The 20,531-nt window shown below is 45.3% G+C and carries 15 protein-coding genes; all 15 read left to right on the plus strand.

Annotated features, from left to right (window positions below):
* The first annotated feature begins 253 nt into the window (after positions 1 to 253).
* Positions 254 to 1,537, plus strand: coding sequence for a citrate synthase (locus HMPREF1551_RS09275; protein ID WP_021628864.1), 1,284 nt, complete (start codon positions 254 to 256; stop codon positions 1,535 to 1,537).
* A gap of 2 nt (positions 1,538 to 1,539) precedes the next feature.
* On the plus strand, positions 1,540 to 3,753 hold the full coding sequence (locus HMPREF1551_RS09280; RefSeq protein ID WP_021628865.1) for an NADP-dependent isocitrate dehydrogenase: 2,214 nt from the start codon (positions 1,540 to 1,542) through the stop codon (positions 3,751 to 3,753).
* 77 nt (positions 3,754 to 3,830) lie between these two features.
* Positions 3,831 to 6,092, plus strand: coding sequence for an aconitate hydratase (locus HMPREF1551_RS09285; protein WP_021628866.1), 2,262 nt, complete (start codon positions 3,831 to 3,833; stop codon positions 6,090 to 6,092).
* A 216-nt stretch (positions 6,093 to 6,308) separates the two neighbouring features.
* On the plus strand, positions 6,309 to 7,733 hold the full coding sequence (gene asnS / locus HMPREF1551_RS09290) for an asparagine--tRNA ligase (RefSeq protein WP_021628867.1): 1,425 nt from the start codon (positions 6,309 to 6,311) through the stop codon (positions 7,731 to 7,733).
* A gap of 80 nt (positions 7,734 to 7,813) precedes the next feature.
* On the plus strand, positions 7,814 to 8,200 hold the full coding sequence (locus HMPREF1551_RS09295) for a hypothetical protein (RefSeq protein ID WP_021628868.1): 387 nt from the start codon (positions 7,814 to 7,816) through the stop codon (positions 8,198 to 8,200).
* The gene (locus tag HMPREF1551_RS09300; protein WP_021628869.1) at positions 8,184 to 9,170 is read left to right on the plus strand and encodes a bile acid:sodium symporter family protein; all 987 of its coding nucleotides are present in this window, start codon (positions 8,184 to 8,186) and stop codon (positions 9,168 to 9,170) included. The genes HMPREF1551_RS09295 and HMPREF1551_RS09300 overlap by 17 nt, the downstream gene beginning before the upstream one ends.
* A gap of 107 nt (positions 9,171 to 9,277) precedes the next feature.
* Positions 9,278 to 10,030, plus strand: a complete 753-nt coding sequence (locus HMPREF1551_RS09305) for a nitroreductase family protein (protein ID WP_021628870.1) — start codon at positions 9,278 to 9,280, stop codon at positions 10,028 to 10,030.
* A gap of 275 nt (positions 10,031 to 10,305) precedes the next feature.
* Positions 10,306 to 11,241 carry a DUF6268 family outer membrane beta-barrel protein gene (locus HMPREF1551_RS09310; protein WP_021628871.1) on the plus strand — a complete coding sequence of 312 codons (936 nt, stop codon included), beginning with the start codon at positions 10,306 to 10,308 and terminating at the stop codon, positions 11,239 to 11,241.
* Between the two features lie 28 nt (positions 11,242 to 11,269).
* Positions 11,270 to 11,869, plus strand: coding sequence for a GIN domain-containing protein (locus HMPREF1551_RS09315; RefSeq protein ID WP_196800721.1), 600 nt, complete (start codon positions 11,270 to 11,272; stop codon positions 11,867 to 11,869).
* Between the two features lie 132 nt (positions 11,870 to 12,001).
* Entirely contained in the window at positions 12,002 to 12,763 is a 762-nt protein-coding gene (locus HMPREF1551_RS09320) for a hypothetical protein (protein WP_034544594.1), read from the plus strand.
* 4 nt (positions 12,764 to 12,767) lie between these two features.
* Positions 12,768 to 13,850 (plus strand): sensor histidine kinase, encoded by a 1,083-nt coding sequence (locus tag HMPREF1551_RS09325; RefSeq protein WP_021628874.1) that lies wholly within the window; start codon positions 12,768 to 12,770, stop codon positions 13,848 to 13,850.
* Positions 13,847 to 14,557, plus strand: a complete 711-nt coding sequence (locus HMPREF1551_RS09330; RefSeq protein ID WP_021628875.1) for a LytR/AlgR family response regulator transcription factor — start codon at positions 13,847 to 13,849, stop codon at positions 14,555 to 14,557. Before HMPREF1551_RS09325 ends, HMPREF1551_RS09330 begins: the two co-directional genes overlap by 4 nt.
* A gap of 42 nt (positions 14,558 to 14,599) precedes the next feature.
* Positions 14,600 to 14,926: a DUF6660 family protein gene (locus HMPREF1551_RS09335; RefSeq protein ID WP_034544605.1), complete on the plus strand. Its 327-nt coding sequence runs from the start codon at positions 14,600 to 14,602 to the stop codon at positions 14,924 to 14,926.
* A gap of 83 nt (positions 14,927 to 15,009) precedes the next feature.
* The gene (locus tag HMPREF1551_RS09340; protein ID WP_021628877.1) at positions 15,010 to 19,341 is read left to right on the plus strand and encodes a CusA/CzcA family heavy metal efflux RND transporter; all 4,332 of its coding nucleotides are present in this window, start codon (positions 15,010 to 15,012) and stop codon (positions 19,339 to 19,341) included.
* 5 nt (positions 19,342 to 19,346) lie between these two features.
* Positions 19,347 to 20,528 (plus strand): efflux RND transporter periplasmic adaptor subunit, encoded by a 1,182-nt coding sequence (locus HMPREF1551_RS09345; RefSeq protein ID WP_021628878.1) that lies wholly within the window; start codon positions 19,347 to 19,349, stop codon positions 20,526 to 20,528.
* Positions 20,529 to 20,531 lie beyond the last annotated feature (3 nt).

Here is a 20,531-nt window from a genome sequence, read left to right on the forward strand (position 1 = left end):
GACAAATGACTAGTGACAAATGACCAATAACTAAATAGATGCTATTAGTTATTGGTCATTTATCATTTATCACTACCATTGTCTTTTTATCCCATTAAAATTTCTAAAAAATAAAAATTAACTATCATTTTTTCACAAATATAGCTATACACACAGAAATATCAGTTAAAAGACAAAAAAACATCATTATTAAGGATTGTAATTTGAAAAAAAATCGTATATTTGTAGGAGTTAAAAACACATATTATTCGCTATGGAAAATACCGTAAAACTAACTTTCGAAGGAAAGGACTACGAATTCCCCTTAGTAGTAGGGACTGAAAACGAAAAAGCAATTAACATAGAGAAATTGCGCGCTCTTACTGGGCTTATTACCTTGGACTCTGGCTATAAGAACACTGGTTCGTGCAAGAGTGCTATTACTTTCTTGGATGGGGAAAAGGGTATTCTCCGCTATCGTGGCTATAACATAGAGGATTTGGCCTCCAAGGCTGAATTCTTAGAGGTGGCTTACCTGCTTATCTTCGGAGAACTACCTACTGCCGATGAATATAGCAAATTCAAGAAAACGATCCACAAATACACCTTAGTGCATGAGGAAATGCGCCAAATTCTCAACGGCTTCCCCAAGGCTGCCCACCCTATGGGGGTACTCTCAGCTGCAACTAGCGCCTTGACTGCCTTTAACCCTGTACCAGTAAATGTAAAGTGTGAGAAAGATGTATACGAAGCCGTATGTAAGGCTATCGCTAAGGTGACCATTATTGCTACTTGGGTATACCGCCGACGTGAAGGGCTGCCACTGAACTACTACAATAATGAGTTGGGCTATATAGAAAATATCCTACAGCTGTTTTTCTCGATTCCTACAGAGAAATATGAAATCAACCCAACAGTAGTCTCCGCCCTTAACAAACTACTGATTCTCCATGGTGACCATGAGCAGAATTGTTCTACCTCCACCGTGCGCCTTGTAGGTTCGTCCGAAGCGGGGCTTTTCGCTAGTATCTCCTCTGGGGTATCTGCCCTCTGGGGTCGCTTACATGGTGGCGCCAATCAGGCTGTCATTGAAATGCTCGAAGAGATTCACAAGGACGGAGGTGATGTGGATAAGTTCGTCCGCCGTGCTAAAGACAAGGATGATCCCTTCCGCCTTATGGGCTTCGGACACCGCGTGTACAAGAACTTCGATCCAAGAGCTACCATCATCAAGGCTGCCGCTGACGATGTCCTTCAGGCCTTGGGTATCAATGAGCCTATCTTCGCTATCGCTAAGCACTTAGAGAAAGTAGCCTTGGAGGACGAATACTTCAAAGCGCGTAACCTCTACCCCAATGTGGATTTCTACTCCGGTATTATCTACAAGGCTTTGGGTATGCATTTGGAAATGTTCACCGTACTCTTTGCCATCGGCCGCCTACCAGGCTGGATCGCCCAGTGGAAAGAAATGCGCCAAGGCGGAGAACCTATTGGTCGTCCACGCCAAATCTATATAGGAGCTACCCAACGCCCCTTTGTGGAACTTAACAAGAGATAGTTATGAAAAGTATTGTATATACCAAAACAGATGAGGCTCCTTTTTTGGCTACCCATTCCCTGTTGCCTATCATTGAGCGCTTTTGTGCCTCCTCGGGGGTTACCTTTGCACTGAAAGATATTTCCTTGGCTGGACGCCTTTTAGCAGCTTTCCCCGAGCTGCTCTCTGCTGAGCAACAAGTAGAGGATGCCTTGGCAGAGCTGGGTCAATTGGCCACTACTGCGGAGGCCAACATCATTAAGTTGCCCAACATCAGTGCCTCTGTACCCCAGCTCAAAGCAGCCATAGCCGAGCTGCAAGCACAGGGCTATCCGCTCCCTCCTTACCCTGAAACGCCTGCTACAGAAGAAGAAAAAGCCATCAAAGCCCGCTATGACAAGGTCAAAGGAAGTGCGGTAAACCCTGTCCTTAGAGAAGGGAACTCCGACCGCCGCGCTCCTAAGGCGGTGAAGGCTTATGCCAAAGCACATCCTCATAGCATGGGAGCATGGAGCCAGGATTCCAAAACTGCCGTAGCCACCATGGAAGAAGGAGACTTCTACCACAACGAGCAGTCCACAACCCTCAAAGCAGCCGATACGGTTCGTATAGAACTGCTCACCTCCTCTGGCAAAACAGAGGTACTCAAGGAGGGGCTTTCCCTACAAGAAGGTGAGATTATTGATGCTACTGTAATGAGCCAAAAGGCCTTACTGGCTTTCTATAAAAAGCAATTTGCACGTGCGAAGGAGCTGGGGGTATTGCTCTCTTTGCACCTGAAAGCCACCATGATGAAGGTCTCCGACCCTATTCTCTTTGGTTATGCTGTGGAAACTTTCTTTGCGCCCCTTATCAACAAATATGGCGATACCTTCCAGCGCTTAGGGGTAAACCTACGCAACGGCTTCTCTGATCTATTGGAAAAAATAAGCACCCTCCCCGAAGCAGAAAAGGCTGCTATTGAGAAAGATATAGAAAAAGTATTCGCCGAAGCCCCCGCGGTGGCTATGGTCAATTCCGACAAGGGCATCACCAACCTACACTATCCCAATGATGTGATCGTGGATGCCTCCATGCCTGCCATGATTCGCAACTCCGGTAAGATGTGGAATGCCAAGGGAGAAACCCAGGACACCCTCGCGGTACTACCCGATAGCAGTTATGCTGGAGTCTATCAGGTAGTGATAGACTTCTGTAGGGAACAAGGAGCTTTCGACCCAACTACTATGGGTTCGGTACCCAATGTAGGCCTTATGGCACAGAAAGCTGAGGAATACGGCTCTCATGACAAGACTTTTGAAGTCTCTGAAGATGGCCAAATACGCGTGGTTGGTGCTCAGGGCAAGGTATACCTCTCCCACTGCGTAGAAAAAGGCGATATTTGGCGCATGTGTCAGGTCAAAGATGCTCCTGTAAAAGACTGGGTGAAGTTGGCCATAAATCGTGCTAAGGCCACTGGTGCCCCCGCTATCTTTTGGCTAGACACCTTCCGCCCTCACGATCACGAGCTGATTAAGAAAGTAGGACGCTATCTGAATGACTACGATACCGAAGGATTGGAAATTCATATTCTCTCCCCCGAAGAAGCAACCCTTTTCTCCCTCAAACGAGCTAAAAAAGGCTTGGATACCATCTCGGTTACCGGAAATGTGCTGCGTGACTACCTCACCGACCTCTTTCCAATCTTGGAATTGGGTACCAGTGCGAAGGTGCTCTCCATTGTTCCCCTGATGAACGGAGGAGGACTGTTTGAAACCGGAGCCGGAGGCTCTGCTCCTAAGTTGGCCGAACAGCTCTTCCAAGAAAACCACCTCCGTTGGGACTCCTTAGGTGAGTTTCTCGCCTTGGGAGCTTCTTTGGAACACTTCTCACAGACTTATAGGAATCCTAAGGCACAGGTACTGGCCGATGCCTTAGATAAAGCGGTGGGTAAGGTCTTGGAAAATGGCAAATCTCCCCAATCCAAGGTTGGTACTCTTGACAATCGTGGTAGCCACTACTACTTGGCATGCTACTGGGCAGAAGCCTTAGCGGCACAAACACAGGACAAGGCACTCTCTGATGAATTTGCTCCCATCGCTAAAGCCCTCACCGAGCAGGAAAGCCAAATCCTTTCCGAACTAATGGAAGTACAAGGCAAACCGGTAGCTATACAAGGCTACTACCACCCCAATGAAGCACTAACCTTTGAGGTAATGCGAGCTAGTAAAACACTTAATTCAATTATTAACAATTAAATGATTAGAGGTTAGTCTTTAGTGACTAACCTCTAACCACTAACAACTCAAAACTCATAACTTAAAACTAACAACGTATGGCATTTGATATTGAAATGATAAAAAAGGTATACGACCGTATACCTGAGCGAGTAGATAAGGCACGTAGCATCGTAGGCCGCCCCCTTACACTCGCTGAAAAAATCCTTTATGCACACCTTTGGGAGGAAACCCCTACAGTGGCCTTTGCGCGAGGAAAGGACTATGTAGACTTTGCCCCTGATCGCATCGCTTGTCAGGATGCAACTGCCCAAATGGCACTGCTCCAGTTCATGCACGCTGGCAAATCCAAAGTGGCGGTGCCTACCACCGTACACTGTGACCACCTCATTCAAGCCAAAGAAGGTGCCGAAGTAGACCTAAAGACGGCTAACGAACAATCCAAAGAGGTTTTTGACTTCCTCTCCTCGGTATCCAACAAATATGGAATCGGTTTCTGGAAGCCAGGGGCTGGGATTATCCACCAAATTGTCTTGGAAAACTATGCTTTCCCTGGAGGAATGATGATCGGAACCGATTCCCATACGGTGAACGCCGGGGGCTTGGGGATGATCGCCATAGGCGTAGGAGGTGCCGATGCGGTAGATGTGATGGCGGGTATGGCTTGGGAGCTAAAGTTCCCTAAGCTCATCGGGGTCAAACTCACCGGTAAGCTCAACGGCTGGACAGCTCCTAAGGACGTAATCCTCAAAGTAGCTGATATTCTTACTGTAAAAGGAGGAACTGGTGCTATTGTGGAATATTTCGGCGAAGGAGCACAATCGCTCTCTTGTACCGGTAAGGGTACCATCTGTAACATGGGTGCTGAAATTGGGGCTACCACCTCTACCTTCGGATACGACGAATCCATGCGCCGCTACCTTAAGGCCACTGGTCGCGAGGATGTGGTAGCTGCTGCCGACAAAGTAGCCGACTACCTTACTGCCGACCCTGAAGTATATGCCAACCCTGAGAAATATTTTGACCAACTCATCGAGATCAACCTCTCCGAGTTAGAGCCATATATCAATGGACCTTTCACTCCTGACCGCGGTACCCCTGTCAGCAAGATGAAGGAAGTAGCTCGTGCCAACGACTGGCCTCTCAAGGTGGAATGGGGACTTATTGGTTCCTGTACCAACTCTTCCTACGAGGACTTAAGCCGTGCCGTATCGGTGATCAAGCAAGCGATAGAGCTCGGAGTAACTCCGAAAGCCTCTTTTGGTATCAACCCAGGCTCCGAACAAATTCGCTATACCATCGAGCGCGATGGTATCATAGATACCTTTAAGCAACTCAGCACCAAGGTATTTACCAACGCTTGTGGCCCTTGTATAGGTCAGTGGGACAGAGAAGGCGCCGACAAACAGGAAAAGAACACCATTGTACACTCCTTCAACCGCAACTTCTCCAAACGTGCTGATGGAAACCCTAATACGCACGCCTTTGTTACCTCCCCTGAAATGGTGGCCATGCTGGCCATTGCCGGACGTTTGGACTTCAACCCCCTTACCGATACCCTCACCAATGACAAGGGCGAAGAGGTAAGATTCAAACCTCCTTATGGAGAAGAACTTCCTACCAAAGGTTTTGCTGTAGATGACCCTGGTTACCAAGCTCCTGCCAAAGATGGTAGTGATGTAGAAGTCGTGGTATCCCCCACCTCCAACCGCCTACAGCTTTTGGCTCCTTTTGCTCCTTGGGATGGAGAGAATATCACCGGAGCGAAGTTGCTCATCAAAGCACAAGGCAAATGTACCACCGACCATATTTCCATGGCAGGACCATGGCTCCGCTTCCGTGGACACTTGGACAACATCTCCAACAATATGCTCATCGGGGCAGTGAATGCCTTCAATGGCAAGACCAATAGTGTCAAAAACCAGCTTACCGGTACGTATGACGAGGTACCTAAGGTACAACGTGCCTACAAGGCTGCCGGGGTTCCCTCTATTGTGGTAGGCGACCAAAACTATGGGGAAGGTTCCTCTCGCGAACATGCCGCTATGGAGCCACGCCACCTCGGAGTAAAAGCTGTTTTAGTCAAGTCTTTTGCGCGTATCCACGAAACCAACCTCAAGAAGCAAGGGATGCTTGCCCTAACCTTTGCCAACGAGGCCGATTATGACAAAATCCAAGAAGATGATACGATCAACTTCCTTGACCTTACCGACTTTGCTCCCAACAAACCCCTACACTTGGAGTTTGTTCACAAGGACGGCAGCAAGGAGGTCATTACCTGCAACCATACCTACAACGCCTCTCAAATAGAGTGGTTCAAGGCCGGTAGCGCATTGAATCTTATTGCTAAGAATAAGTAGGCAGTAGACAGAGGTTAGACGGCAGTAGGCAGCAGTCAGTGGTTAGTGATTTCTATAGACTGATAACTAAATTCTGTCTACTATCTACTGACCACTGATAACTGAATTTTTATTTTTTATTTTTTACTTTTTTTACTATCTTTGCAGTCTAATCTAAAGTAATAGGTCGATAGGTTGCTTTTTTACCTTTGCCTCTTACTTTTTATCTTTAACAGCATGAGTATCAAAGATCTATTACAAGAAAAGACGAATGTAGGTGAGGTTACCCTCCGCGGATGGGTGCGTACCTTTCGCAGCAACCGTTTTATAGCGCTGAACGATGGTTCTACCTTGGCCAACCTACAGGTAGTTGTGGATTTCGAACATACCCCCGAGGAAACCCTCAAGCGTATCACCACAGGAGCCGCTATCGAAGTTAAAGGGAAGGTCGTGGAAAGCCAAGGAAAAGGCCAATCTATTGAGGTACAGGCCTCCGAGGTGACCATCTTGGGCGACTGTAACCCCGATGAATATCCTATACAGCCGAAGAAACACTCCTTGGAGTTTCTCCGTGAGCAGGCACATTTGCGCGTACGTACCAATGCTTTCGGAGCAATCATGCGCGTACGCTCCACGCTGGCCTATGCGGTACATAAGTACTTCCAAGACAATGGTTTCTTCTATGTGAATACCCCAATTATCACCGGTAGTGATGCCGAGGGTGCCGGGGAAATGTTCCGTGTAACTACCCTTGACCCTAAGAATCCGCCCCTTACCGAGACAGGCGAAGTAGATTATAAAAAAGACTTCTTCGGACGTGAAACCAACCTTACCGTATCGGGTCAGCTCGAAGGAGAGACTTTCGCTATGTCATTGGGGAAAATATACACCTTTGGCCCCACTTTCCGAGCAGAAAACTCCAACACCTCTCGCCACTTGGCGGAGTTTTGGATGATTGAGCCTGAAATGGCCTTCTATGACCTTATTGACAACATGAACTTGGCCGAGGACTTTATCAAATATGTACTGAAATACACCTTGGAGGTCCGTCGCGAGGATATAGAGTTCTTAAACCAACGCTTCTTGGAGGAAGAAAAGACCAAACCACAAGCCGAACGCAGTGAGATGTCCCTGATTGAGAAGTTAGAGTTTGTTATTCATAACGACTTCAAGCGTGTAAGCTATACCGAGGCAGTGGAGATCCTCAAGAATTGTAACCACAACAAAAAGAAGAAGTTCCAATACCTCATAGACGAATGGGGAGTAGATCTGCAAAGCGAACATGAGCGCTATTTGGTAGAGAAACACTTCGGTTGTCCGGTAATTCTCTATGACTATCCTGCCAAGATCAAGGCTTTCTATATGCGCCTGAACGAAGATGGCAAGACCGTTCGTGCTATGGATATTCTTTTCCCTGGTATTGGAGAGATTGTAGGAGGCTCTCAGCGTGAAGAGCGCTATGACGTCCTCAAGCAGAAAATAGAAGACTTAGGCATGGACGAGCAGACCCTTTGGTGGTACCTCGAACTACGCAAGTTCGGTACAGCTGTACATAGTGGTTTCGGTCTAGGCTTTGAGCGCTTAGTCCTCTTTACCACAGGTATGACCAACATCCGTGATGTAATCCCTTACCCTCGCACCCCACAAAGTGCTGAATTCTAAAACATCCAAAAGGCTATCCGAAAAGATAGCCTTTTACTTTCAGTAATATTTCACTATCTTTGCCCCCACAGAAAACACTTATGAAAAAATATCTATTCTATACTTTAGCTTTAGTAGGATGTTGGCTCTTACCTATAGGAGTACATACTTTAGTGAGTGTTTTCTATCAAAAAACCTTCACTTATACCACTATACATGGAGTTTCATGGGGACTTTTTATCTATTTTATGTTTTATTACTATAATGCTGTGGGATTACTCCTTTCCTTTCTATTATTTCAATGGAAAAGAGGACTATTTTTTGTACCTTATGGGTTACTTTCCCTAGAGATACTACAGCATTTCCCCTATCGCCCTTTGAGAACTTTGCTTATATGGGGCAGTATAAGTATAGGCTATGGCTTATTATTTGTGTTATTAGCCCGAATTAGAAAAAGAAATCAAATTCAGGATGAAAAAGATATTTAACAAACAAAACAACTTCCTTTTTGCCTTAGTGGGCATGATTGTCTTAGCAAGAATCATCCCTTATAGAGAGGAATACAATGCGGTATTTAACCTAAACCGCTTTATTGATTGGGGAATTTGTATCATCTTCTTGCTCTACGGACTGAAACTCAATATCAAAGAGGTATTTCGGGATATAAAGAATTGGAAACTCCATCTCTTGGTACAGTTGGGTACCTTTGTCCTCTTTCCGCTCTTGGTGGCTTTGTTCTACCCTATTGCTAAGGGTACAGACTACCAATTGGTATGGCTCTCCATTTTCTTTTTGGCGAGCTTGCCCTCTACAGTATCCTCCTCTGTGGTAATGGTTTCTATCGCCAAAGGCAATATTACCTCTGCTATATTCAACGCCTCCATATCGGGGCTGATAGGGATTGTAGCTACGCCCCTACTCATGGGTTTTTTCTTAGAAAATACCTCGGCTGAGGTAGATCAAGGGGAGATTATTCAGCAATTATTACTCAAGGTACTACTACCTATCGTACTGGGGCTATTATTGAACCCTCTTTTGAAGAAATGGGTAGATAAATACAGCAAATGGATAGGTCAGTTTGACCGATTTATCATTTTGCTCATTGTATATGAGAGCTTTTCCGATGCTTTTGTCAAGCAAATATTCCTTTCAGTCTCTCCTATGGTCTTTGTGATCATTGCAGGGGCTTCAGTAGCCTTGTTTTTCATCGTATATGAGGTACTCAAGCGAATCTCTCATGCCTTGGGATTCAACAGGGAAGACACCATTACCACCACCTTTTGTGGGTCTAAAAAGTCGCTAGTACATGGAAGCCTTTTTGTGATGGTCTTAGGTATCCCCGAAACACAAAAAGTACTCTATCTGCTCCCTATCATGCTCTACCACAGCTTCCAGCTCTTTTATGTCAGCTGGCTGGCGAATCGAATTGGGCAAGGGGTAGATAAGAGTGAAAAGTAAATTAAGTGAAAAACGAAGAGTGAAAAACGCCCTCTGTCGTTCATTTTTCACTATTCACTTTTAAAGTAACTCAAAATTCAAAACTAATAACTCAGAACTTAAGAATCATGCTAAAAGATATTTTAAACTTCCGCAGGGCAGTGCGTTATTATGCGCCTACGCCCATTAGTGAGGAGAAGGTGCGTGAATGCCTTCAGCTTGCTACACTAGCACCTAGTGGCTTCAATATGCAACTATATGAGTTGTACCATATTACTGATAAAGCTTTGTTAGAAAAATTAGCAAAAGCCTGCTTGGGGCAGCTTACAGCAACGACGGCACAACAGATGGTAGTTTTCGTTACCCGTCAGGACAAACACCGCCAGCATGCCAAAATGATTTTGGAATTTGAGCGTGGTAATATACAGCGCAATAGTCCGCCCGAAAGGCAAGCTAAGCGTATTAAAGATAAAGAGAAGCTTTACCAGAAACTAATCCCCTTTGTGTACAGTCGCTTTTTCGGCGTATTAGGTGCTTTCCGCAAACTCTCTGGGGTGATCGGTTGGTTTCGTCCTATGGTGCGAGAACTCTCTGAAGGTGATATACGTGTGGAAGTACATAAAAGCTGCGGGCTTGTAGCACAGACTTTTATGCTAGCTATGGCAGAGGCGGGATATGATACTTGTCCGTTGGGGGGGTATGATAGCCATCGTATTAAGAAGCTATTACACTTGCCTTATGGAGCAGAGGTAAGTATGGTCGTCACCTGCGGTATCCGTGAGGAACGTGGCATCTGGGGTGAGAGGTTTAGATTGCCGTTTGAAGAAGTGTACAAATCAGTAAGCTCCAGCCAAGGGAACCCTACCAGGCCATCGCCATAGAGGTATTCGCAGAACTGGTGAGCCCTACCCCTCAGCTACTCACGGCTTTGCAGAATGCACGAGCCAGCGATGCCGAGGATATTTATAGACAAGGACTTATATAGTGACTAATGATTAATGACCAATGACTAACAACTAACCACTAATCACTAATCACTAACAACTAACCTCTATTTCATCGGATAAATTTTGCTTTTGGTATAGAAAACTTTCTTTTTTAGCCTATAGAGGTGTTTTTCCCTTACCTTTGCGGCATAATACTAAAAATAAGGTTTGTGAAAAAAGCAATCACCCTCATAGCACTACTTTTTGTAGGAAGTGCATTGGCACAAATTAGTGCGAAAACAGAGTATATAGGCAATTCTAAATTTTACGATGCGGTAGCTGATACTAATACGGGCAATGGCTCGGCGATGATCTACGCTGTGAATGCTATGGTACCCCTTTCTATGCAAGCTCCTAAAGAAGAGGATCCCTATCAGCGCCCTACAGCATGGGGAATATCCCTCAGTGGTAAGTTTGTACAAATGGATAACCATAATTTCCCCATAGGTAAGGAACTCCCCTCCGAGGTGATGAACCTTGGGGCAACGGCCATCCACATACGCCCTTTGAAAGAACGTTGGTCTATGTTGATGGCGGTGGGTGCCGGAAGCTACCTTCCTAAAAGCCAATTTTCAGCTATCCATATAGGGGAAAATGTGGTAGCCAACGGAGCGTTAGTCTTTGTATGGCACTGGAAAACCAACCTTGAGATAGGTGGAGGGGTAGCCCTGAACAATAGTTTTGGCTTTCCTATGGTATTCCCCGCCTTTTATTTCAAATACAAAGGTGGTTTCTCTGACAAATTTACGATAGATGTCAATCTGCTCGATGGAGGAAAAGTAGCCTTTGGCTACGATTATCACCAAAACCTCAGCTTGAATTTGGTAGCCAATATAGGAGGATATGCCGCTTACCTTAGGCGCCATGAAGAAAAAGAGATGTTCTCCTCTCAGACCTTCTTTGTGAGCTTACAGCCTGAGTTCAAGCTGGGCAAACATGTAGCCATTCCTGTAGCCTTTGGCGGTAGTTTTATCCGTTCGGGTCGCTATAGGGAGCGTACCCTTGCTGCTATGTTCCAGTCCGAAGCCAAGAATGAAGACGGTACTGCTCGTTCCAGTGTGTTCCTTCCAGCCTTGTATTTTGCTGCAGGAGTCACCATCAAATAAATGGTTAATGATCAATAGACTAACAATTATGAATACCATCAAGAACCTATCTTTGCAGTCTCTTCTTTTTCTACTAAGCTGTTGCAAACCTTTGGTAGGAACTAAAAAAATAGTCTTCCAAGAAAGAATAATCCCTACTTATTCCCAAATTAAAGTGCTTGGCAATGCTGATATTGTACTTACCGAAGGGAATGTAGGACAAATTACAGTAGAAACTTCAGAAAATGTATTGCCATATATAGCCACCGAAGTCAAAGAAGGCACTTTGGTTATCAAGCTCAAACATTATGGGGTCAATTATGTACCTAAGTTAAGGATACATATCCCTATAGATGAGAATTTTCAAAAGATAGCCATCGTAGGAAAAGGAATAGTTACTACCCATAAAAACTTTTCTTTGCGACTTCATTCTTTGGAAGTAGTCCTCAAAGGCGATGGTAACTTTTTAGGTAAGGAACTAAGTACTCGTAAGGCAATCCTTTTTATAGCTGGGGCGGGAAATATAGAAGCTTCTGTTACTGAAGATGTACAAGCAAAAATTATGGGATATGGCAATATCTCTATCTTTGGAAATCCACCCCAGAGAGATACAAATATCAAAGGAAGTGGAAAAATCGAATTTCTATAGTATTAATTCAAAAACACATATAAAAATGAAAAAAATTATTATCTTTGTAGCCTTATGAGTGCTCACCACTATGACTATTACAATATAGATATAAATAGTTAATTATCAAACAAGTAAGTATAAAAATCTTTTATGAAACAGTTCGTAATATTCTTATTATTATGCGTGCCTTCTATGTATGGCCAAAATCCCTTAGAAGGCAAGTGGATAACCAACTCTCTGTTGTGTGACTTCAAAGAGGAAGACAGCAACTTATTTGTGCTTACACAACATAAAAATGAAAGCTTTGGGTATAGTACTGTATTTGAAAAGAACAACAAAAATCAGTATACCTCGTATTACTTTGCCCCTTGTGACAACGACTGTTTCCCCTCTATAACAGGTACATTTGAGCTTATTGCCCCCTCGTATGTACGCTTGAACGCCCTAAAATTTGAGCAAAGAGGTTTTTGTGAAAACAAAGACGAAACATTGCACCATGATACCGCTGACTATTATATATACAAAGTCTCAGATAAGACAATCTTCTTGGTAAAAAGCACTTCAAAAAATGAAAAGGAAGATCAAGAAAAGGCTAAATATCTGTTGGTAACTGGTATAAAGAAAGAGATTGTATTTAACCAAAAGCAAAAAATGAAAATAAAGGCTAAGGGTATAGAACCTTTACCTGAGCAAGTAAAGAAATACGCTACCAATATACTTCAGCTAAAGAACTTTAAGATACTTGCTTATAACCAATTAGGAAGTAGAGCAGCTTGGATATTTGCTGTAGAAGACCTTCCCACAGGAGTCATAACCTATGTGTTACAAGAACATTATACGGATGTAAAGGGTAAAGAAGTCGCTCGCTTCTTTGACTGTACCGAAGACGAAGTAAGTCAGTTTAGACAATAATCTAATGATTAATGAGAATCCACACCTATTTTTGAAGAACAACTTCTTCTTGCAGTTCTTGATAGCCGATAGGTTTCGTATCTATCGGCATGTGGTGGCTTGCGCTTCGTTGTTGGCGTTTCTTGTCCTTACCAAGCAATGGGGTGAATATGAAGGAATGATAGACCATTGGGATTGGATAGAGAGATGGTTGGGGATTACCGCTACTTTTTACCTAAATATGTATGTGTTTATTCCGCGCTATTTCTTCAAAGGAAAGCTAGCTACTTATATTATTCTCCTCTCGCTATGGGTCTTTTTTATGCTGGGTGCCACCTATTATCTCAATTTCACACTATGGAAAGCGTATATGATAGGAAAAAACATCATAGCTTCAGCAAAAACACCTGCTTATATAATCCTTTTTTCTGCTTTGGCATATGTAGTACCCTTTATAATGACTTCTACACTTATCAAAACCTTCCAAGTATGGGTAAAGGACAGCGAAAAAATGCAAGAACTGGAGCGACAAGCTACCGAAAGCGAACTACAAGCCCTCCGTAGCCAGATACAACCCCATTTTTTGTTCAATATGCTCAATAGTATCAACACTTTGTTGTATATAGATACCGAGAAAGCCTCCTACAGTATCACCAAGCTATCGGATTTCTTGCGCCACCTGATCTATCAGTCACACCAGGAGCAGGTATTCCTCACCTCAGAACTGCGTTTCCTATCAGATTACCTTTCTTTGGAGGCCATGCGCCGTGATGATTTTACTTATGAACTCACTTATAGCGAAAAGAACATCCAAGGGATACAAATTCCCCCTAATACACTGCTTATTTTAGCCGAAAATGCCGTAAAACACAGTATGGACGCCTTAGCACCCTCTTATATTTATATACAATGTGAAGCAAAAGAGGACTTTTTGCACTTTTCTGTACGTAATTCGGTGCCTTCTCAGCCCAATCCAAAACACAAATGTAGTGGTATAGGCTTGCCCAACCTAAGCCGCCGGTTGGAACTGCTCTATGGGGAGCATTTTAGCTTATCGCAAGAGCGTTTGCCACAGGAATATATAGTAACCTTAGCTTTGCCCTTATGAATTGTTTGATTATAGACGACGAACCCTTGGCGCGTATCGGGATGGAACGCCTTGTAAGACAATACAGTAGCCTAAAGGTAGTAGGTACTTTTAGGAATGCCGTAGGGGTTGCTGACTTCCTGAAGAATAATGAGGTGGATTTGCTCTTCTTAGATATCGAGATGCCAGGCATCAATGGGTTGGAGCTGGCGAAAATCCTGCCCGAACAAATCTTGGTGATCTTCACCACCGCCTACAGTCAGTACGCCTTGGAGAGCTATGAGGTGGATGCCCTTGACTATTTGGTAAAGCCCATCACTCCGGAACGCTTCAAAAGAGCTGTTGCTAAGGCCGAAAGCTACCACCAGCTACTCTCCCAACAGAAAACCAACTTAGAGGCTACCGATACCCAATGTATTGATATTCGTGCCAATCGGCGTAATTATCGCATCCCTCTGATCGATATTCTCTATATAGAAGCCCTGAAAGACTATGTGATTATCCACACTTTTATGGACAAATATATTACGTGGATCAATCTCAAGAATATACACAGCCAGCTCCCCGAATCGGTATTTGTACGTGTGAATAAGAGCTATGTAGTGAACTTGCAACACATCACCTCCTATACCCACCAATTCGTCTATATAGGGGAAACAGAAATCCCTATTGGTAGGGCGTATGACCTTGTAAGCAAATTAGCCCATTGGCAAAAAAATTATCATTGATTGCTTGCTATATGTCATTATTTTACTATCTTTGCTCCCAATATGAGATTTTTCACCTTCATACTCAGCTTATATCTGTTGGCACTCACTGGGCTGCCCTGTACGGATATGCTTGAAGGTGAGGAGTATTCTGCTTCTTATGAATTTGTAGCAGCCCCAACTGGAGAACACTCTCATTTTCATTTGGATAGCTGTTCGCCTTTTTGCACTTGCACTTGCTGCCAAATGGTAATGAGCACACCCACTACTTATGAGGCCTTAACCATTGTTCAAGCTACCGCAACCATTCCCTCCTATAGCTATCCCCTATACACGGCCGTATGGTCTTCGAACTGCTATGGGAATATCTGGACTCCTCCCAAGATATAATCTTTCTTCATCTCAAGTGACTGTTCATTAGTCATCTCACCCATCATTAGTCATTAACTATTGATCATTAATCCTTATTAGAAATGTTAGACAAAATCATACAATTTAGCATCAAAAATAAGCTATTTGTAGGAATCATGACCCTTATGCTTATTTTTTGGGGTGTATGGAGTGCCACAAAGCTCCCCATTGATGCTGTTCCAGATATTACCAACAACCAAGTGCAAATCATCACCTCCACCCCTACTTTGGCCTCACAGGAGGTGGAGCAACTGGTTACCTTTCCTATTGAGCAAGCCATAGCCAATATTCCTGGGCTGGAGGAAACACGCAGTATTTCCCGCTTTGGCCTCTCGGTCATCACAGCCGTCTTTAGCGAGGATATGGACATCTACTTTGCCCGCCAGCTAGTCAATGAAAAGCTCAAGGAGGCACAGGAGCAAATCCCTCAAGGCATAGGATCGCCCGAACTCTCACCCGTGAGTACCGGACTGGGGGAGGTATATCAGTATATCATTCGCCCTACGGAGCAGAGCAAAAACAAATATTCCGCCAAAGACCTCCGCACCATGCAGGACTGGATCGTGGCTCGCCAACTCTATGGTACCAAAGGAATAGCCGAAATCAACAGCTTTGGAGGCGAACTCAAGCAGTATGAGGTGGTTATAGACCCCGATCGCCTCCGTGCCATGGGGGTGAGTGTCAGTGATATTTTCACTGCTTTGGAGCAGAACAACCAAAACACAGGAGGTGCCTATATCGACAAGCGCCCCAATGCCTACTTTATCCGAGGAATAGGCATGGCTCGCTCCCTTGAAGACATAGGCAATATAGCCGTAGGCAAGCACACCCCTCCCCTCTTCATCAAGCATGTAGCCGAGGTACGCTTGGGCAGTGCCATCCGCTATGGTGCCCTTACCTATAATGGCGAGGTGGATGCCGTAGGTGGGGTAGTGATGATGCTCAAGGGCGAAAACAGCCACGAGGTAGTCAGTCGTATCAAAGAAAAACTGCCCACCATACAGCAATCCCTACCTGAAGATGTAGTGATAGAGCCTTTCTTAGACCGCACGGACTTGGTACAACGCGCCATCCATACAGTAGAGAAAAACCTCTTAGAAGGGGCGCTGATTGTTATCTTCATCTTAGTGCTTTTCTTAGGGAACCTGCGTGCCGGACTGATTGTCGCCACAGCCATTCCGCTCTCCTTGCTCTTTGCCTTAGGAATGATGAACCTCTTTGGAGTAAGTGCCAACCTGATGAGCTTGGGAGCGATAGATTTCGGAATTATCGTAGATGGATCGGTTATCGTGGTAGAAGCAGTGATGCACCACTTGGCGATCCGAAAGAACCGCCAACGACTTACCCAAGCACAAATGGATGAGGAAGTATTCCATTCCGCTTCCAAAATACGCAGTAGTGCCGCCTTTGGAGAGATTATCATCCTGATGGTGTATATACCCATTCTTACCTTGGTAGGAGTAGAGGGCAAGATGTTCCGCCCTATGGCACAAACCGTCGTCTTTGCTATTTTGGGAGCCCTGATCCTTTCCCTGACTTATATCCCTGCCATGAGCGCTTTGCTCCTACCTAAAACAGTAAGTGACAAGCGCAGTTTTGCCGAGCGAATGATAAGCTGGCTCAACGGTCACTACCAACCGCTCTTTGTCCGTTCTATCCGCCTTAGGGGATGGATAATAGGCAGTACCATGGTACTGTTCGTCCTTGCGGTAGGCATTTTCAGCCGTATGGGAGGTGAGTTTATTCCACAACTACAAGAAGGTGATTTTGCTTTTCACTGTATTCTGCCACCGGGCACTTCCCTGAAGCAGAGCTTGGAGACTTCCATGCAGGCCTCTCGCCTGATTCGTGAGTTCGACGAGGTGAAAATGGTGATAAGCAAAACAGGTTCTGCCGAAGTACCTACCGACCCTATGCCGCTGGAAGCCTCCGATATTGTGATCGTTCTCAAGAGCCAAGACCAATGGAAAAGTGGTCGCTCCTATGAGGAATTAGGAGATGCCATCATTGAACGGCTCAAGGACATTCCTGGGGTCTTCTTCGAGAAAAACCAACCTATACAAATGCGTTTCAACGAATTGATGACAGGTATCAGACAGGATGTAGCGGTAAAAATCTTTGGAGAAAACATGGATACCCTCTCCCTCTACGCCCAAAGGGTAAGCCAACTTATCCAGAAAACAGAAGGTGCTACCGCCCCACAGGTGGAAAAGGTAAGCGGACTTCCGCAAATCAATGTTACTTACGATCGGGTACGCTTGGCCAATTACGGACTTTCGGTGCAAGAGGTCAATGAGGTGCTCAGTACCGCCTTTGCGGGCAAGAAGGCAGGGGTTGTCTTCGAGAACGAACGAAGGTTCGACCTTGTGGTACGCCTCGATAGCCTCTATCGTACCGGAATTGACGATGTACAACATATGATGGTAGCTACCGAAAATGGGCAGGTACCGATGAGCCAATTGGCCACTATCAAATATGAATTAGGCCCCGCACAAGTAAGCCGTGAAGCAGGCAAGCGCCGTATCGTCATTGGCTTCAACGTGCAAGGGCGCGATGTACAACGCGTAGTAGGCAACATACAAGAGAAACTCAAAGAGGTAAAACTCCCCACAGGCTACTACTTCACCTACGGCGGTCAGTTCGAAAACCTACAAAAAGCCACCGATAGGCTCCTTATTGCCGTACCGGTAGCCTTGCTCTTGATTTTTTTCTTGTTATATCTTGCTTTCCATTCTATGAAACAATCCTTACTCATCTTTAGCGCTATCCCGATGAGTGCCATCGGAGGTGTATTGGCCTTGCTCCTTCGGGGAATGCCTTTTAGTATCAGTGCAGGCATAGGTTTTATTGCGCTCTTTGGGGTAGCTGTGCTCAATGGTATTGTACTTATTGGCACTTTCAACCAACTGAAGAAAGAAGGTATGAACAACCTACTACGCCGTGTGATTACCGGTACCGAGATGCGCTTGCGCCCCGTACTGATGACCGCAATGGTGGCCAGCTTGGGCTTCCTCCCTATGGCACTCAGTCAAGGAGCAGGAGCCGAAGTACAACGTCCCTTAGCCACTGTGGTCATCGGTGGGTTGGTATCGGCGACCTTCCTCACCCTCTTTGTATTGCCTTTGCTCTACTTAGCTTTTGACAATGGCTTCAAATGGGCAAAGCCCTCAGCCAAAGGACTGGTAATTATCGCTGTGCTTCTTAGCCCCATTGCCCTACAGGCACAAACTGTTTACAGCCTAACTGAAATAGAGCAAATAGCCCTCGAAAACAATGGGCTTATCAAGGCGGAACGGCTCAAACTAAAAGAGGCTATCGCCAAAGAGCACACCGCCTGGGAGCTTCCCAAAACCGACCTTACAGGGCAGTTTGGCCAGTATAGCAGCCCCGAGAAAGACCTCTCGGTAGGTATATCACAGTCTATTCCTTTCCCTACGGTATTCAGTGCGCGCAAAAAAAGCTACTTGGCGGAAACACAACTACAACAAGGAAAAGTAAACCTTCAGGAAAATGAACTTAAGCAACAGGTGCGTACCCTATACCAACAATTGCAGTACTTAGCCTTCAAGCAGCAGCAACTCTTGCAGCTCGATAGTCTTTTCAATGATTTTATCCGTATTGCCCAGGTACGTTTTAAGGCAGGTGACACCAAGAAAATAGACATCAACACCGCACAGGTAAAAAAAGGAGAGATTACCCTCCTGCTAAAGCAAAACCAAGCCTTGACACAGACGGCTTATCGCAACCTGCATACCCTTATGCAAACCGAAGCGGACTTTACCATCGCCACCTCCACTGCGTACGAACCTTTGTTGCTAAAAGAGACCTCTGCCCCCAGCCTCTCTCAGCACCCTTTAGTACAGCTAAGCTACCAAGAGGCGACCATCGCCCAGAACAATCAGCGTTTGGAGCGTGCCCAAGCCCTACCCGATCTTACTTTGGGCTATACCAATCAGTCCCTCATCGGAATGCAAACCATCGGTGGAGTAGAAACCTACGCCGATAGAAGCCAGCGCTTTCACTTTGCCACCGTGGGGCTATCAATTCCGCTCTTTACCGCCACTCACAACAAAGTAAAAGCCTACGAATACCAAAGGCAAGCCGCCTTAGAGCAAGCAAAGCAAACAGAAAAGCAGCTCAACACCCAGTGGATCAATCTGTGGGAGAGCTACCAACTGAATTTACAAAAGTATCAGTTTTACAAAGATGAAGCCCTCCCTGAAGCACAGCGCATCGTAAAGGCCAACCAATTGGGCTACAGTGCCGGCGAAATAAGCTATGTAGAATACCTCTATACCCTACAAACTGCTGTAGATACCCGCTTGGCATTCCTTGAAAGCATAGAGGCGCTCAATCAAAAAGTAATAGAACTCCAATCCCTTTTAAATCAGTAACACACATGAAAAAATACAGTATAAAAATCGCTTTTATCCTTATCACACTCTTCACTTTATCCGCTTGTAATAATAACACTTCTACCGCTGACCACCAGGAAGCGGAAGAAGAACACCACCACGAGGAAGAAAATACGACCACCCTGACCCAAATGCAAATCAAAACGGTAGACATTCGCCTGGGGCATATAGAACAAAAAGCCCTCACCGCTACCCTCAAAGCCAATGGAGTACTGAGTGTGCCTGCCGACCATCAGGCAAAGGTATCGACCATATATACAGGGATTATCCAAAGTGTAAAGGTAGAAATAGGCGCCTATGTCCACAAAGGGCAAGTAATTGCCACCATTTCCAATCCCGATTTTCTACAACAGCAACAGCGCTTGCTCACTGTAAATAGCCAAATCGAACTTGCCCAGCAAGAGCTTGACCGCCAGCAGATCCTCTACGAAGGCAATGCCGGTACGGGTAAGAACTTACAAGCTGCCACTACCCAACTGCGTACCCTACGCACTGAAAAAGCAGCCCTCGAAGAGCAAATACGCCTAATGGGCTTGAACCCCAAAACCCTAACCAATGAGGGGATGCAATCTACCCTGGCAGTAGTAGCTCCTATCAGTGGGAATATCAGTGCAGTATATACTAACAATGGGGCTTATGTAGATGCCTCCACCCCTATCGTGGAGATCATCGACAACAGCTCGCTGCACCTACATTTGCAAGTATATGAGCGCGACCTGCCTTATATCAAAGTAGGACAACAAGTGCACTTCAACCCGACTAACAATACTTCTGGTGAATACGATGCCCAAGTGTACAACATCGCCGCTTCATTTGAGAATGAAAGTAAAAGTATCATCGTACATTGCCACGTAGAGGGAGACAAACAAGGACTTATCAGCGGAATGAACGTAACAGGAGTCATCAGTCTGGACAAAGAAACGGCACCTGCGGTACCCAATGATGCCATCGTAGAAGATAGTGGCAAATCGTATATCTTTGTCATCACCCACACTGACGATAAGGAAACTACCTTCGAGAAAATAGAAGTAGCCAAAGGCGCTTCCGAAAGTGGCTATACCGCTATCGTCCCAGTAAAACCGATCGCCCCCGAGCAAACAATCGCTACCAAAGGCGCCTTTTTTATCAATGCTACCTTGGTCAATAGCGGCGAACACGAAGACTAAACT

The sequence above is a fragment of the Capnocytophaga sp. oral taxon 863 str. F0517 genome, assembly GCF_000466425.1.
GTDB lineage: Bacteria > Bacteroidota > Bacteroidia > Flavobacteriales > Flavobacteriaceae > Capnocytophaga.